This window comes from Guggenheimella bovis (assembly GCF_054492335.1).
Genome location: NZ_JBQWTF010000003.1, coordinates 1 through 15,509, shown reverse-complemented (window position 1 = coordinate 15,509; position 15,509 = coordinate 1). Strand labels below are relative to the sequence as shown.

Genomic DNA, 15,509 nt, shown 5'->3' with positions numbered 1-15,509 from the left:
AGGAGGTCACAATGATCGGAATCGAAAAACCGAATCTCACCTTTACAGACTTCAACGAAAGCGAAAATTACCTAAAGATCACTGTAGAACCGCTCGAAAGTGGTTTTGGCCTTACCTTGGGAAATGCTCTACGACGTATCATGCTATCAAGCCTTCCAGGCGCTGCCATCAAGTGGGTTAAATTCGATGATATTCTTCACGAGTTTTCTACGATCGATGGTGTAAAAGAAGATGTCGTCGATATCATCTTGAACTTAAAAGACTTAGTTGCAAAAATTACGAGCGACGAAGAAGAGAAGATTCTTCGCATCGACCTTGATAAAGCTCAAAAGATTACTGCTGGGGATATCATTGCCGATGCTGACGTAGAAATCATCAATCCAGAGCTTTACATCTGCACACTTACAGAGAACAAGAAGTTCTACATGGAAATGTGCTTAGCGAAGGGGCGTGGTTACGTAAGTGCTGAAGAAAACAAAGCGACCGTCGATGAAGCTTTAAATGTCATCGCAGTCGACAGTTCTTTCTCTCCCGTTCGTAAAGCGAACTTCAAAGTCGAGCCTACTCGTGTAGGTAGTTCTACAAACTACGACAAGCTCGTTCATGAGATTTGGACCAATGCTAGTATTAAACCAGAAGAGGCCATTTCTCTCGCAGCTAAGGTGTTAAATGACCACTTGGCTCTCTACGTCGAACTCACAGAAGATGTCAACAACATGGAAATCCTCTATGAACGCGACGACGATACCAAGGAAAAGGTCTTAGAGATGACTGTAGAAGAACTCGAACTCAGCATGAGATCGAGAAACTGCCTGAAACGGGCAGGTATCAATACCATCGAAGAATTACTTTCAAAGACTGAAGAAGAAATGATGAAAGTAAGAAATCTAGGAAAGAAATCACTCGCCGAAATCAAAGAGAAGCTCGAAGAAATTGGGCTCAGTCTCCGCGAGAAGGATGAGTAGAAAGGATTACCCATGCCCGGATATCGTAAATTAGGTAGAGTTTCCGCTCATCGCATGATGATGCTTAGAAACCTCACCACTGAACTGATTCGTCATGGTTCACTCATTACTACCGATGCCAAGGCAAAAGAACTGCAAAAAAGCGTTCAAAAGATGATCACTCTTGCTAAAAGAGGAGATCTTCATGCAAGACGCCAAGTAGCAGGCTACTTGACAGATGATGAAGTCGTGAAAACCCTGTTTGAACAAGTTGGTCCCAATTTCCAAGATAGAAACGGCGGTTATACGCGCATCTATAAACTCGGACCGAGACAAGGCGATGGCGCTTTATTAGCAAAGATTGAACTCGTATAAAGGGGACCCTATGGTCCCTTTTTTCTGTTGGAGGGCAAGTGATTCAATTAGACCACGTCTATTTTAGCTACCAAGAAGATAAAGAAGTTTTAAAAGACATCTCCCTTACCATTGAAAAGGGAGAATTTGTCGCGCTCATCGGTCACAATGGCTCGGGAAAGAGCACCCTCGCTAAGCTTTTAAATGGTCTTCTCATTCCTAAGAGTGGAACGGTTACTGTAAATGGAATGGATACGAAGAATCCAGAGGAAGTCTTTCAAATTCGTGAAATGGCTGGAATGATTTTTCAAAATCCAGACAACCAGATCGTAGCCTCGATCGTCGAAGAGGATGTGGCCTTTGGTCCAGAAAACCTCGGAGTAGAGCCTAAAGAAATTCGAAGAAGAGTCGATCGAGCGCTTGAAGAGGTGGGGATGAGTGAGTATGTCACAAGACCCCCTCACATGTTAAGTGGAGGTCAAAAGCAACGTATCGCGATCGCTGGAGTCCTTGCGATGAATCCTGAGATCATCATCTTCGATGAAGCGACGAGCATGCTCGATCCACACGGTAGAAGAGAAATGATCGAGATCCTAAAAGAACTCCATCAAAAGGGCATTACGATCGTTCTCATTACGCACTTTATGGAAGAAGCGATGGAAGCCGATCGCATTTATGTGATGAGTGAAGGTGTCGTCGATCGCGTAGGGACTGCAAAGGTAATCTTTAGTGACCCCGAGCACTTAAAGAAACTCAATCTCGATATACCAGATGTGATACAGCTGAAGTTACTTTTAGAAGAACGCGGAATTCATGTAGGCGACGTCTTTTCGATGGAAGACTTGGGAGCAGTGCTATGTCAATTGAAATCAAGGGCTTAAATAGCTATTACAATCGAGGAGCTGCCTATGAGGTGCAAGCCTTAAAGAACATCAACCTATCTATAAAAGATGGTGAATTCGTGGCACTCATCGGTCATACAGGAAGTGGCAAGAGTACGCTCATTCAGCACATCAATGGCCTCCAAAAGCCCGATAGCGGAGAGCTCAATGTAGAAGGCTTCCACATCGATTCAAAGAGTAAGAACCTAAAGGATTTGAGAAAGGTCGTAGGGCTTGTTTTTCAGTACCCTGAATACCAGCTCTTCGAAGAAACGGTCTTTAAAGACATCGCTTTTGGTCCAAAAAATTTAGGTATTAAAGAACCAGAACTCACAGAACGCATTAAAAGAGCCATGGAGAGCGTCGATTTGGACTTTGAAACGTACAGTGAAAGGTCCCCTTTTGACCTTTCAGGCGGTGAAAAGAGAAGAGTCGCACTAGCGGGAGTACTCGCCATGGAACCAAAGGTTCTTATGCTAGACGAGCCAACGGCAGGACTCGATCCTCACTCCAGAGAAGAGCTTTTAGATGAGCTCCAAAGACTTCGAAAGGAACGAAATCTAACACTTCTACTCGTAAGTCACTCGATGGATGAAGTCGCAAAAGTTGCTGAGCGCATCATTGCGATGAGAAAAGGGGAAATTGTCCTCGATAAGCCTACAAAAGAGGCCTTTGAAGAAGCCGATTTCTTAGAGAGCATCGACCTAGGAATTCCAGGACTTAGTAAGCTCACGCAGAAACTTCGTGCCTGTGGATTTCCCTTTACATCGAATGAATTTGACCCTGTGATCATTGCAGATACGATCGAGGAGGCCCTCAAATGATGAAGGATATCACATTAGGACAGTACTATCCTGCCGATTCGATCATTCATAAACTCGATCCCAGAGTTAAGCTCATGGGAACGATGATCTTTATTATCGCCATCTTCCTCTGCCACACCGTACTACAGTATGCCGTCGTGACAGCACTTACGTTACTACTCATCTTTATCAGTAAAGTTCCCTTTAAGTTCGTCTTAAAAGGACTGAAGCCGATTCTCTTCCTCTTAGTCTTTGCAACCATCATGAACCTTTTCTTTACGAAGACTGGTAAGGTCTTATTCTCCTTCTGGGTGATCACGATTACCGATGAAGGACTCATCATGACGGCTGAGATGATCATGAGACTCACGCTTCTCATCATGGGAACGAGCTTACTTACGTATACGACGAGTCCACTGAGACTCACAGATGGTCTAGAAAAAGCCTTTAGCTTCTTAAAGCCCCTAGGTTTTCCCGCCCATGAACTCGCGATGATGATGACGATCGCACTTCGCTTTATTCCAACGCTCATGGAAGAGACGGATAAGATCATGAAGGCTCAGATGGCAAGAGGAGCTGACTTTGAAGGAGGAAACCTCATCACACGTGCTAAGAGCCTCATTCCACTCCTCGTACCGCTCTTTATCAGTTCTTTTAAGAGAGCTGATGAACTAGCAAACGCCATGGAAGCGAGAGGCTATCAAGGGGGAGAAGGAAGAACGAAGCTTAACCCCTTAAAGTACGAAAAGAGAGACTTTGTCGCTTACGCCATTATCTTTATCATCCTAGGTGGAATCATAGGTCTTGGCTATGTTTAAGCTCATTCTAGGCTATGACGGAAGAGGTTTCTTCGGTTCACAAAGGCAATTAAGTGACCGCACGGTCCAAAGTGTACTGGAAGATACACTTTCTATGCTTTTTAAAGAAGAAGTAAAGGTCCAACTCGCTTCGAGAACCGATAGGGGCGTTCATGCAATCTATCAAGTGGCGAGCGTCACGCTAGGTAATGCGATTCCCCCAGAAAAGCTCACCTATGCACTAAACCGTGCACTTCCCATGGACCTTAAGGTCTTTTCTACGGAAGTCGTAGAAGACTCTTTTCACCCTCGCTTTGACGCAAAGAGAAAGGTCTATGAGTACACGATTCTCTTTAAAGACGATCTCTTTAAAAGGCCCTACGCTTGGATCATTGAGGAGCCTTTAGATGTAAAAGCGATGAGAAATGCTTCCAAGAGCCTCGTGGGAACGCACGACTTCTTCTCTTTTTCGAATCGTAGAAAGGGTGAAGGAAGTACGATTCGTACCATTTATTCGATCGATCTAAAAGAGGTGGATGGTGGGCTTGTCATTCGCTACGAAGCCGACGGCTTTCTCTACAAGATGGTCCGAATCCTCACGCACTTTTTAGTCGAAGTAGGGAAGGGAAACGTAGAGAGCGAGATGGTAGAAACGATCCTTAAGGAACACTCCAGACGTTTAACGAGAAAAGTAGCTCCCGCAGAAGGGCTTCTCTTAAAGGAGATTCACTATGATTAAAAGGTCTATAGAGGAGTTTGAGAAGACTTCTTGGAGCGGTGGAACGACGACCACGATACTACTTCTTCCCAAGGGAGCGAGCTTAGCCGATAGGACATTTGACTTAAGAATAAGTGTCGCAGAGATTGAAGTGGAAGAGAGTACCTTTTCAGATTTTACAGGCTACAAGCGCTACTTCAGTGTCTTAACGGATCCGGTGAAGCTTCTAATTAACGGCAAAGAACAAAGCGTAGAGCGTGGTGACATCATTACCTTTTTAGGTAGTGATGAGACGAAAAGCTTTGGAAAGACGACCGACTTCAATGTCATTACGAAACGCGATGTCGAAGTGAACTACTCCACAGGTCTTATAAAAGGAAGAGCAGTTGTCTTAGAAGGAAACACCGTCTACTTTTTAGAACCTGAAGAAGAGCTCTTTGTAGAAAAAGCTTTTGTCGTGAAAATCCAGGAATCCGTTGACTTTATAGGGGCTCTGTGATAATCTATATCAGGTAATCTATTTTCCAAGCCCCATTTTTTTATCGAAAGGGAAAAGGAATGAAAACATTCGTTGCAAAACCAGCAGAAGTCGAACGTAAATGGTACGTTGTCGATGCAACTGGTAAAACATTGGGACGTTTAGCGTCACAAGTAGCCGCTATTTTACGCGGAAAAACAAAACCAATTTATACTCCACACGTTGATACTGGCGACTATGTCATTATTATTAATGCTGACAAAGTCGAGGTGACCGGTAACAAACGTAATGACAAGATGTACCGCTGGCATACAGGATTTCCGGGTGGTCTAAAGGAACGTACCTTTACACAAATGCTCGAAAAGCAACCGGAAAAGATCCTTTATCAAGCCATCAAGGGCATGCTTCCACACAATGCTCTCGGTGCACAAATGCTGAAGAAACTACGTGTCTTTGCAGGTCCTGAGCACAATCATCAAGCTCAACAACCTGAGACACTCGAACTGTAGGAGGAACTATGACAGCACAATATCAAGGTACAGGTCGTAGAAAACAATCTATCGCACGTGTTCGTCTCGTTCCGGGCAGTGGCGTCATTACAGTCAACAAGCGTCCAGTAGATGAATACTTTGGCTATGAGCTCTTAATTCAAGACTTAAAACGCCCGCTAGAGATCACAAAGACGATTGGTCAATACGACGTAGTCGTTAATGTTCATGGCGGTGGTTTTACAGGTCAAGCAGGAGCAATTCGTCACGGAATTAGCCGTGCACTCGTTCGCTCCTCAGAAGAACTAAAGCCTATTCTTAAGAGAGCTGGTTTCTTAACACGTGACCCACGTATGAAGGAACGTAAGAAATACGGTCTTAAGAAAGCTCGTCGTTCACCACAATTCTCAAAACGTTAATCAAAAAAAGCAACTTTTCAGTTGCTTTTTTTCTTTACTCTACAGTTGTTTTTACATATTGTAGGAGCAGATCGTACGTTGCTTCTACTGCCTTTTGATGCGTTCTTTCATAATGGTGAGTGGCTTCTACACCTGGTCCGATCAAAGCAAAGCGCATATCCTTACCTTGACGGATGGCAGCTGAGGCATCAGAACCGTAGTGCTCTACGATGTCGATGTTATAAGGAATTTCGTGTTCTTTTGCAAGACCTCTTAGTTTTGCGGTAAGGCCCTCATGGTAGGGAGTTGATCCATCTTTTGCAAAGATCGTCACTTCGTAAGGGCTCGCTTGTTGACCTTCACCGACACAACCGATATCTACAGATAACACTTCTTCGATCGTTTCTGGGACGTCGTAGATTCCATGACCGACCTCTTCAAAGTCTGAGAACATGAAGTAGGCGTCGTTATTTAGTTCGATCTCTTTCGTTTTGATGTTTTCAAGAAGAGTAAGTAGAATCGCTCCACAGCACTTATCGTCTAGATAGCGACTCTTAATAAAACCGCTTTCTGTAAAAATCGTTCTCGTATCAAAGGTTATGATATTTCCTACTTCAATACCTAGCTTTTCGGTATCTTCTTTTGACGACACTTCTTCATCGATACGAATTTCTACCGTATCCTTGGTACGCTTTTCTTCTCTCGTTTCTTCTGGGAAGAGGTGAACGGAGCACTTTACAGGCATTGCCGTTCCTTCATACGTCTTACCTTCATACGTATGGATGAGGCAGTTTTCACCCTCGATCGATGGATAGCTTTGACCACCGACATTGATGAACTTAATTCTTCCGTTCGATTTGATCTCTCGGACCATGCCACCTAACGTATCACAGTGGGCTGCAATGAGGCGAGCTTTCGTGCTGTCTTTACCTTTTACTCTAACTTGAACGGCACCTTTTTTTGTTCTCGTGACGTCAAAGCCGAAGTTTCTTGTCGTCTTTTCAATGTAATCCATCACTTCCTTCGTATGACCTGTAGGAGAGGGGATGGATAGAATGTCTTTTAAATAGCTGTTGTAGTTTTTCATGATACCTCCATAGCTACAATAACATAAAATTTACCTCTAAATAATAAGAGACTTTCTTTTCTTTGTTAGACTTGAATAAAGGAGGGGCCATGTTCCGCGTAATTAAAGATGAACAAGTACTTTTCGAAAGCAAGAACTACGGTTTAAAACCCATTTTAGATGCTGTAGAAAAGAATGTCGATCTACAAAATAGTATTGTTGAAAACCGAGTCATTGGCTATCAGGCAGCACAGATTCTAATGAGAGAGGGTGTAGAGACTGTTCATGCTCGTTATATTTCGAAGAGTGCTTTGGAACTTATGAACCGCTATGGTGTGGACCTCGAATTCGATTACTTTATTTCTGGAGCAGAGCTCGATGAGCTCTTTGATCCGCTGGTTAGAGAACACGCGAGATGACATTGGTCATCTCTTTTTTATTTTGAAAACTCTCTAAGTTCTTAAAGGCGATCTCCATGAGCCTCTCATATGTCTCATGAATGTGGAACCAACCGGCAATGTGCGGTGTAATGAGGATGTTTTCAAGCTCCCAGATGGGATGATCTTCTTTTAGTGGCTCTTCTTCAATGACATCGATGGCTGCAGAATGAATTTTCTTCTCTTTAAGAGCCGTCATGAGTGCGTCGGTATCGATGGCATCTCCACGACCAGCGTTTAAAACAATCGTCTTTGGACTCATGAGGTTAAATTCCTTCGTGCTTAAAAAGTGTTTCGTCTCTTCATTTGATGGAAGAAAGAGTGCGATGACGTCCTTGTTCTTTAGTGCTTCCTCTTTCTCTGATGGTAGGTAGGTCCTTGAAACGATTCCATCTTCAATCGGTCTTCTCGCATAGCAAGAAACGGTTGAACCGAGTCCCTTCATAAGCTTTGCAAAGCTAGAACCTAAATTTCCATAGCCTACGACGAGGACGTGTTGAGACGTAAAGGAACGTACCTTACCTTCGCTCTTCCAAAGGTGCTTCTCTTGGTTCTTTACATAGAGGTTCAGTTTCTTCATTAGAAAACTGAGACTTGCTAGCATGTGCTCTGCGATCGCTTGACCGTAGGCACCACGTGCGTTCGTTAGAATCACTTCATCTCTTAATACACCAGGAGCGGTATATTGCTCGTAGCCTGCAGATTGTGTCTGCATCCACTCGAGCTTCTTCGCATCCTTTAAGAGACTGGGATCTGGGTTTCCCCAAAGGATCGAGGCGTTTTCTACCTCTTCTTTTGTGACATCACTTGGGGACTTAAAAACAATCTTATAGTCTTGACTGTAAGACTCTAGTCGCTTCTTTTCTTGATCTTCTAAGGGAATGAGTACGAGAAATTCTTTCATAATAACCTCCGATTTTTTTTTACCCAAAAAGAAAAATAATTCTTGCAGTGTAGGGGACCATTTGGTAATATAGTTCAGGAAAAGAACACCTTTAATCTATTCTGAGAAATGGAAAGGAAACATATGAAACACTTTATCGAGCCGGGTCAATTTACGAACGATGAGTACAATGAACTCATCGCTACGGGTCTTGATATTATGAAAAACCCAAAAAAATACTCTGAGAAATGCAAGGGTATGATTTTGGGTTCTTTATTTTTCGAACCCTCGACGAGAACAAAATTCAGCTTTGATGCTGCCATGCTCCGCTTAGGCGGAAACGTCATGGGCTTCAGTGACGCAAACTCCACCTCTTCTAAAAAGGGAGAGAGTTTAGCCGACACGATTCGCATCATGAGTGGCTACGTAGATATCATTGCGATGCGCCACCCCTATGAAGGTGCAGCACTACTCGCAAGTAACAACACAAGAGTTCCGATCATTAACGGAGGAGACGGTGGTCATCAGCATCCAACGCAGACTCTAACCGACCTCATTACGATCGTAAAGTACAAAGGAACACTCGAAGGACACACTATCGCTCTTATCGGTGACTTAAAGTATGGTCGTACCGTTCACTCACTCATTAAGACGCTCGCTCGTTTTAACACCAAGAAGTTCTATCTCGTAAGCCCTAAGGAACTTCGCATGCCGAGTTCGATTCTAGAATATCTCAAAGAGAACCATCCGAATCTTGAGATTGAAGAAGTCACTTCCATGGAAGAAGCCATGCCATATTGTGATATCCTATATATGACACGTATTCAAAAGGAACGCTTCTTTAACGAGGCAGACTACTTAAAGCTCAAAAACTCCTTCCTTTTAAACAAGGAGAAGATGAAGTATGCCAAGGAAGATGCCATTTTGATGCATCCGCTACCAAGAGTCAATGAAATTGCAACCGATGTAGATAGCGACCCAAGAGCCGTCTACTTTGACCAAGCCATCAATGGAATGTATATTCGTATGGCGCTCATTATGAAGCTTCTGGAGGTGTAGCGTGATTAACGTCAGTGGTATTGAAAACGGCATCGTAATCGATCATATTACAGCTGGTAAGGGCATTAAGATCTTCTCTGAGCTCGGTCTCGATACGATGGAAACACCCGTCGTTTTACTCATGGGTGTTAAGAGCAATCGTCAAGGTCAAAAGGACATGATTAAGATCGAAGGTCGTCATGACGTAAACCTTGAACTCATCGCACTCATCGATGAGCACGTGACGATCAGTCACATTAAGGATGGCGTTCTCGTAGAGAAGTCGACACTAACGATTCCTCAAGAAGTCGAAGGTCTCTTTGAGTGTCAAAATCCTCGTTGCATTACACACGTAGATAGCCTAGCAACGCCTCACTTTAAGCTTAAAGAAGCGAATGGAACGCTTCGTTATCAATGTCAGTACTGTGATGAAATTACAGAGTATAAGCGATAGAAGTAAGGAAACTTACTTCTTTTTTTGGAGGTGACATGAAGACAATTGTAGGAGGACTCGTACTCGACTGGTCCCAAAAGAAATTTATCCCCAAAAATGTCATCATCGATGGGCGTAAGATTAAAGAAGTCAGTGATCGAACAGAGGGCGATATTATCGATGCCAAGGGACTCCATGTAATTCCAGGACTTATCGATGTTCATACGCACATGAGAGAACCTGGCTTTACCCATAAGGCAACCTTCCTTTCAGAGGGAAGAGCGTCGGCTAAGGGTGGCTTTACGCACGTCTTTGCTATGCCAAATACAAATCCTGCCCCAGATAGCGTAGAAAACTACGAAACCATCTGTGACCTTACAAAGAAGAGTCCCATTCGAGTGACGATCGTAGCAAGTGCTACGCGTGGTTCGCAAGGCGCAGAACTAGGTGCCATCGAAGAACTTTCGAAAAAAGGAGTCACCGTTTTTAGCGATGACGGAAGACCCATTATGGATGGATCCATGATGGAGAAGGTCATGGAAGTGATTCATAGGACGGGTGGACATCTCCTTTTACATGAAGAGGACCTCTCGACCTTTACCGTAGGTGCGATTAATAGAGGGTTTGTCAGTGAATTACTAGGTCTCGATGGCATTCCCAATGAAGCCGAGAGCAACATGGTAAAGCGCGATATCGATCTATTAGATAAGCACAACATTCACCTACACTTCTGCCACATCAGCACAAAAGAAAGTCTCGCTTTTATAAGAGAAGCGAAAAAGAAAGGTTATCCCGTCACCTGCGAAGCCTGCGCTCATCACTTTACTTTTACGGATGAAGAAGTGCTTCGCGTAGGAGGAATCGCCAAAGTGAATCCTCCGCTTCGGTCGAAAGAAGATGTGGAAGCCGTGATCGAATCCCTTCAAGATGGCACGGTCGATATGATCGCATCCGATCACGCACCGCATGAATTAAAGAGCAAGTTTACATCGCTAGAAAGAGCAAGTTATGGCCTTTCTGGTATCGAATTTAGCCTAAGCCTAGGTATAAAAGAACTCGTAGAGACGGGAAAAATGGATCTCGTCGAACTCATTCGCCTGATGAGTAAGGCTCCAAGTGAATGCTTTGGACTCGAGGGAGAGGGAAGTATTGAAGCAGGAAGTTTTGCCGATATCGTCCTCTTTGACCCCAAAGAATCTTGGAAAGCCACATATGCTGATATGCTCTCCATGGGTAAGAACACACCCGTTCTTGGCATGGAACTAAAGGGACGAGTGAAGATGACAATTGTAGGAGGAGAGGTCGTTTATGAAGAAACTTTTTGATGCCATGAAGAAGAAAAATTCAGCCGTCTGTGTTGGAATTGATCCCAATCTCACGAGCTTTCCAGAAGACTTTTATAAAGATGCTTCAATTGAAGAGCGCTTGACTCAGTTTTCGAAATGCATCATCGATGCCACAGAAGAGTATGCAGCTTGCTACAAAGTGCAAATTGCTTACTTTGAGCAGTACGGCTTAGAAGGTATGAAGGCCTTTAAAAACGTACTCGACTACGGAAAAGAAAAAGGCGTCTTCATGATCAGTGATGTAAAGCGCGGTGACATCGGTTCAACGGCCGAAGCGTATGCTAGAGCTTTTCTAGGTAGAACTGGCGACTTTTCAAGTGATGCCATTACCGTAAACCCATACTTAGGGGATGATAACAATGAAGCCTTTTATAAACTGGCAAAAGAAAATGAAAAAGGCGTTTTTGTGCTCGTAAAGACATCTAATCCCACTTCGAGTCAACTCCAAAACCTTGAGTGTAATGGAAAACTCATCTTTGAACACGTGAGCGAGATGGTTTTAAATCATCCTCTTTATAGCGATGATCTCATCGGCTGTGTCGTAGGTGCGACTCACCCGAGAGAACTTGAATTCCTTAGAAAGAAAATGCCAACCACACTCTTTTTAGTCCCTGGTTATGGTGCTCAAGGTGGAACGAGCGAAGACCTAAAAGCTGCCTTTGGTGAAGACGGATTAAGAGCTATCGTAAATAGTTCGAGAGGCATCCTTTATGCCTACAAAAAGAATGGCTTACCTCTAGGAGAAGCTACAAGAGAAGCAGCACGAGCCATGCGCGATGACTTAAATGGAGTCAGAAATGCTCTTTGATGGAAAAATACTTGAAAATACGTTCGTATCAAAGGATACCTTTCTACTTCGAATCGAAAAGCCAGCAGAGTTTAAGAGTCGTCCTGCCCAATTTGTAGAACTTAAACTCGAAGGAAAATATCCTCTTCTAAGGCGTCCCATCTCCATTTATTCAGAAGATGAAAATAGCCTTTCCTTACTCATTAAAGTTGTCGGAGAACTCACGGAAAAGCTTACTACCCTTAAAAAGGGAGATGTCATTAGTGTCCTAGGACCCCTTGGTACGTGCTTTGAGAAGAAAACGGATCAACCGATCCTACTCGTTGGAGGAGGTATCGGAGTCGCTCCCGTTAGCTACTTTGCAGAAGAACTGAATCGTGAAGGCATTCCTTACGAGACTTTCTTGGGCTTTAAAGAAGAAGTCGTAGGAACCGATGCTTTTCATAAGAAAACACTCACCATTCACCTAGAAAAGGAAAGACCTGGTTTTATTATTGAAGAACTTCAAGAGCGAATAGAGAAGGATTCTAACGTTTCGATCTACGCCTGTGGACCGACGCCACTTTTAAAAGCCATTCAGAAGCTCGCGAATGAAAAGGGTATTGAAGCTTATCTTTCACTAGAGGAGCGAATGGCCTGTGGCGTAGGGGCTTGTGTCGGTTGCTCTGTAAAGGTAAAACGCGGAGAGGACTTTGTCTACAAGCGCGTCTGTAAGGATGGCCCAGTCTTTTTAGCAAGTGAGGTCATGTATGAGTAAACTAAGTGTCGATCTCAATGGACTAAGTCTAAAAAATCCTGTGACGGTAGCGAGTGGAACCTTTGGCTGCGGTCATGAATACAGTGAATTTTACGATCTATCGATTCTTGGAGCGATCAGCGTTAAAGGTATCACACTGAAGGAGCGAAAGGGAAATCCTGCTCCGAGACTCCATGAAACACCCATGGGATTATTAAATAGTGTAGGACTACAAAATCCTGGAGTCGAGCACTTTATTAAAGAAGAAATCCCATTTCTTCGCACCTTTGATACGAAGATCATAGCAAACATCAATGGTTCGACCATCGAAGAATACGTTGAACTCGCGGGTGTTCTCGATAAAGAAGATGTCGATAGCATCGAACTCAATGTGAGTTGTCCTAACGTAAAAGCAGGTGGTATGGGCTTTGGAACGAATCCAAAGATGCTTGAAGAAGTTGTAAGAGGTGTCAGAAAAGCGACAAAAAAGCACCTCATCGTAAAGCTTACGCCGAATGTCACAGATATCGTTGCGATGGCAAAGATCGCTGAGAGGGAAGGAGCAGACTGCTTAAGTCTTGTGAATACCTTTAGTGGTATGGCGATCGATGTGAAAAAAAGAGAGCCTGTCTTCTATTTAAAAGGAGCAGGGTTAAGTGGACCTGCGATCAAGCCCTTAGCCCTTAAAAAGGTCTTTGATGTCTACGGTGAAGTCGATATTCCGATCTTAGGGATGGGTGGTATTCAAAATGCAACCGATGCGATCGAGTTCCTCTTAGCAGGAAGCTCGGCTATCGCCCTAGGAACGAGTTTGTTCTCTGATCCCTTACTTCCCCTAAAGGTCATCGAGGGCATCGAATCGTATTTAAAAGAAGATGAAGTGAAAAGTATCATAGGAATCGCAAAAAAATAGAGCCTCCGAAAGGAGGCTCTTAGCGTAAGCGCTTGTCTTTTTTTAGGAACAAGTATGTTACGAAGGTCAATAAGACCGTGAGTAGAAGTACTAATACTACAGCAAAGGGGTTATTCTCGAAGGGAAGATTGACGTTCATTCCAAAGAAACTGAATACCAAAGTAGGAATACTTAGTATAATCGTGATGATCGCGAGTGTCTTCATGACGATATTCAGGTTATTTGAAATGATCGAAGCAAAGGCATCCATCGTTCCACTTAGAATATTCGTGTAAATGTTCGCCATTTCAATCGCTTGCTTGTTCTCGATGATGACGTCTTCTAGAAGATCTTCATCTTCAGGATAGCGTTTAAAGCTTTCTAATTTTAAAAGCTTTTCGAGAACGAGTTCATTGGCTGTAAGGCTAGTGGAGAAATAGACCAAGCTCTTTTCAAGCTCTAGGAGCTGAATGAGCTCTTCATTACGCATGGAGCGATGTAATTCTCTTTCAATGACATTACTCATGCGGTCGATCTTTTTCAGATAGTTTAGATAATAGGTCGCATTCTTATAAAGAAGCTGTAGTACGAAGCGACTCCTCTTATAAGAGAAGAAGTTTCGAACGCGCTGTCTGACGAAGTCGTCGATCAGTGGAATGTCTCGTGAACAAACGGTAATGATGTTTTCGTCTACGAGAATGATGGCAAAAGGCAGAGTCCAGTAGGAGAGGTAATCTTCCTCTGGTTCTTCAATCGCCGCATCGACAATGATCAAGGTGATGCCGTCTTCGCTTTCAGAGCGCGAACGTTCTTCAACGTCCATCGCAGCTCTTAAATGATCCATCGGGACGTGGTAGAATTGACTTACAGTGTTCATCTCCTCTTCTGTGGGATTGATGAGACTGATCCAAGCTTTTTCTACCGGGGTGTAACGTTCTAAAAGTTCATCCTTTTCGGATTGAAAGATACGAATCATAGGTTTTCCTTTCTGCTTTGTTGACGCAGAAAGGCCTGGAACAACAAAGCAAGTGTTAAATTGTCTGGCTACTTCCAGGTTTTTCGTCCATCTCGAATCCTTTCATTAGTACAAAGATAGTAAAATTATACCGCTTTCAAAGCACTGTTTCAACTAAAAGGAGATACAGATGAAAAAAATTGGCGCATTTTTTGACATCGACGGCACGCTTTATAGAAACTCTCTTCTAATAGAACACTTTAATAAACTCATTCAATACGAGATGATCGATGAACGAGTGTGGTTTGATCGCATTGAAGTTCCCTTTACCGAATGGACCGAAAGAAAAGGTGACTACGAGTACTATACGTATGTTGTTGCAGAAGCCTACCGAAATGCTCTCGTTGGTTTCAATCTCGACGAGATCGAATTTTTAGCAAAGCACGTCATTAAAAAGAACTGGCAGAAGACTTATGTTTATACGAGAAATCAAATTAAATGGCACCAGGAGCATGGCCATGAAGTCATCTTCATTTCAGGTTCTCCCGACTTTCTCGTAGGGAAGATGGCCGACGCCTATGGCGTTAAGGTTTATAAAGCGAGTACCTATGTAAAGGATGAAGGGGGAATCTTCCACGGGGAAGTGCTTCCCATGTGGGATAGTGAAAGTAAGAAGCGAGCAGTGATGGAACTAAGAGAGACGTTTGACATCGATCTTAAGGAAAGCTACGCCTACGGCGATACGGGAGGAGACTATACACTCCTTGAACTTGTGGGAAATCCAGTGGCGATAAATCCTAATAGAAACCTTTTTCTTCGCATTAAGGAATCTGTTGATATGTTAGAAAAGGTGAAGATTGTCGTTGAACGAAAAGATATGATTTATGAGATAGATCCAAAAACGATAAAAATTCTATAGAAAAACAGAAAAAAGTGCTTGACCCACCTTAGGATTTATTATATATTAATAAAGCACCAACCACGTAAAGAACGTGTTAACCAAAAAAACTTTTAAAAAAGTGCTTGACAAGTTCCTAAGGGTTGTTGTAAGATAATAACGTTGTCGCGGTAAGCG

General features: G+C 43.3%; 20 protein-coding genes. 17 read left to right on the top strand and 3 right to left on the bottom strand.

The window, feature by feature from the left end; translation table 11 throughout:
* Positions 1 to 11: 11 nt before the first annotated feature.
* Genes ACUB3H_RS07500 through rpsI form a run of 9 tightly spaced genes read left to right on the top strand, consistent with a single transcriptional unit; the run spans position 12 to position 5,882 of the window.
* Entirely contained in the window at positions 12 to 965 is a 954-nt protein-coding gene (locus ACUB3H_RS07500; protein ID WP_459130064.1) for a DNA-directed RNA polymerase subunit alpha, read from the top strand.
* 12 nt (positions 966 to 977) lie between these two features.
* The gene (gene rplQ, locus ACUB3H_RS07495) at positions 978 to 1,319 is read left to right on the top strand and encodes a 50S ribosomal protein L17 (RefSeq protein WP_459130063.1); all 342 of its coding nucleotides are present in this window, start codon (positions 978 to 980) and stop codon (positions 1,317 to 1,319) included.
* A gap of 38 nt (positions 1,320 to 1,357) precedes the next feature.
* The gene (locus ACUB3H_RS07490) at positions 1,358 to 2,179 is read left to right on the top strand and encodes an energy-coupling factor transporter ATPase (RefSeq protein WP_459130062.1); all 822 of its coding nucleotides are present in this window, start codon (positions 1,358 to 1,360) and stop codon (positions 2,177 to 2,179) included.
* Positions 2,155 to 3,003: an energy-coupling factor transporter ATPase gene (locus ACUB3H_RS07485; RefSeq protein WP_459130061.1), complete on the top strand. Its 849-nt coding sequence runs from the start codon at positions 2,155 to 2,157 to the stop codon at positions 3,001 to 3,003. Before ACUB3H_RS07490 ends, ACUB3H_RS07485 begins: the two co-directional genes overlap by 25 nt.
* Positions 3,000 to 3,800 carry an energy-coupling factor transporter transmembrane component T family protein gene (locus ACUB3H_RS07480; protein WP_459130060.1) on the top strand — a complete coding sequence of 267 codons (801 nt, stop codon included), beginning with the start codon at positions 3,000 to 3,002 and terminating at the stop codon, positions 3,798 to 3,800. Before ACUB3H_RS07485 ends, ACUB3H_RS07480 begins: the two co-directional genes overlap by 4 nt.
* Positions 3,793 to 4,518, top strand: a complete 726-nt coding sequence (gene truA, locus ACUB3H_RS07475; protein WP_459130059.1) for a tRNA pseudouridine(38-40) synthase TruA — start codon at positions 3,793 to 3,795, stop codon at positions 4,516 to 4,518. Before ACUB3H_RS07480 ends, truA begins: the two co-directional genes overlap by 8 nt.
* Positions 4,511 to 4,996: a HutD family protein gene (locus ACUB3H_RS07470; RefSeq protein WP_459130058.1), complete on the top strand. Its 486-nt coding sequence runs from the start codon at positions 4,511 to 4,513 to the stop codon at positions 4,994 to 4,996. The genes truA and ACUB3H_RS07470 overlap by 8 nt, the downstream gene beginning before the upstream one ends.
* A 59-nt stretch (positions 4,997 to 5,055) precedes the next feature.
* Positions 5,056 to 5,484 carry a 50S ribosomal protein L13 gene (gene rplM / locus ACUB3H_RS07465; RefSeq protein WP_459130057.1) on the top strand — a complete coding sequence of 143 codons (429 nt, stop codon included), beginning with the start codon at positions 5,056 to 5,058 and terminating at the stop codon, positions 5,482 to 5,484.
* A gap of 8 nt (positions 5,485 to 5,492) precedes the next feature.
* Entirely contained in the window at positions 5,493 to 5,882 is a 390-nt protein-coding gene (gene rpsI, locus ACUB3H_RS07460; RefSeq protein WP_459130056.1) for a 30S ribosomal protein S9, read from the top strand.
* Between the two features lie 34 nt (positions 5,883 to 5,916).
* Here rpsI and ACUB3H_RS07455 read toward each other — a convergent pair whose 3' ends face one another.
* Positions 5,917 to 6,948 (bottom strand): M42 family metallopeptidase, encoded by a 1,032-nt coding sequence (locus ACUB3H_RS07455; protein WP_459130055.1) that lies wholly within the window; start codon positions 6,946 to 6,948, stop codon positions 5,917 to 5,919.
* 89 nt (positions 6,949 to 7,037) lie between these two features.
* Between ACUB3H_RS07455 and ACUB3H_RS07450 the strand changes: the two genes are divergently transcribed.
* Entirely contained in the window at positions 7,038 to 7,346 is a 309-nt protein-coding gene (locus ACUB3H_RS07450) for a DUF1893 domain-containing protein (protein ID WP_459130054.1), read from the top strand.
* Here ACUB3H_RS07450 and ACUB3H_RS07445 read toward each other — a convergent pair.
* Positions 7,327 to 8,268, bottom strand: a complete 942-nt coding sequence (locus tag ACUB3H_RS07445; RefSeq protein ID WP_459130053.1) for a D-2-hydroxyacid dehydrogenase — start codon at positions 8,266 to 8,268, stop codon at positions 7,327 to 7,329. The two genes, ACUB3H_RS07450 and ACUB3H_RS07445, sit on opposite strands and share 20 nt — an antisense overlap.
* A gap of 123 nt (positions 8,269 to 8,391) precedes the next feature.
* Here ACUB3H_RS07445 and pyrB point away from each other — a divergent pair, with 123 nt between their 5' ends.
* From pyrB to ACUB3H_RS07415, 6 genes are read left to right on the top strand one after another with little or no spacing between them, the layout of a single operon-like run.
* A complete protein-coding gene (pyrB, locus tag ACUB3H_RS07440) occupies positions 8,392 to 9,306 on the top strand; it encodes an aspartate carbamoyltransferase (RefSeq protein WP_459130052.1) in 915 nt (304 codons plus the stop codon).
* Between the two features lies 1 nt (position 9,307).
* Complete coding sequence (locus ACUB3H_RS07435) at positions 9,308 to 9,739, top strand: aspartate carbamoyltransferase regulatory subunit (RefSeq protein ID WP_459130051.1); 432 nt, start codon at positions 9,308 to 9,310, stop codon at positions 9,737 to 9,739.
* Between the two features lie 35 nt (positions 9,740 to 9,774).
* Positions 9,775 to 11,043, top strand: a complete 1,269-nt coding sequence (locus ACUB3H_RS07430) for a dihydroorotase (protein WP_459130050.1) — start codon at positions 9,775 to 9,777, stop codon at positions 11,041 to 11,043.
* Entirely contained in the window at positions 11,027 to 11,872 is an 846-nt protein-coding gene (gene pyrF / locus ACUB3H_RS07425) for an orotidine-5'-phosphate decarboxylase (protein WP_459130049.1), read from the top strand. The genes ACUB3H_RS07430 and pyrF overlap by 17 nt, the downstream gene beginning before the upstream one ends.
* Complete coding sequence (locus ACUB3H_RS07420; RefSeq protein ID WP_459130048.1) at positions 11,862 to 12,608, top strand: dihydroorotate dehydrogenase electron transfer subunit; 747 nt, start codon at positions 11,862 to 11,864, stop codon at positions 12,606 to 12,608. Before pyrF ends, ACUB3H_RS07420 begins: the two co-directional genes overlap by 11 nt.
* On the top strand, positions 12,601 to 13,500 hold the full coding sequence (locus ACUB3H_RS07415) for a dihydroorotate dehydrogenase (RefSeq protein WP_459130047.1): 900 nt from the start codon (positions 12,601 to 12,603) through the stop codon (positions 13,498 to 13,500). The genes ACUB3H_RS07420 and ACUB3H_RS07415 overlap by 8 nt, the downstream gene beginning before the upstream one ends.
* Before the next feature lie 19 nt (positions 13,501 to 13,519).
* Here the strand turns inward: ACUB3H_RS07415 and ACUB3H_RS07410 are convergent, their stop codons facing one another.
* Positions 13,520 to 14,455, bottom strand: a complete 936-nt coding sequence (locus ACUB3H_RS07410) for a magnesium transporter CorA family protein (protein WP_459130046.1) — start codon at positions 14,453 to 14,455, stop codon at positions 13,520 to 13,522.
* Positions 14,456 to 14,624: 169 nt separating this feature from the next.
* Between ACUB3H_RS07410 and ACUB3H_RS07405 the strand changes: the two genes are divergently transcribed.
* Positions 14,625 to 15,353, top strand: coding sequence for an HAD family hydrolase (locus tag ACUB3H_RS07405; protein ID WP_459130045.1), 729 nt, complete (start codon positions 14,625 to 14,627; stop codon positions 15,351 to 15,353).
* The last annotated feature ends 156 nt before the right edge of the window (positions 15,354 to 15,509 follow it).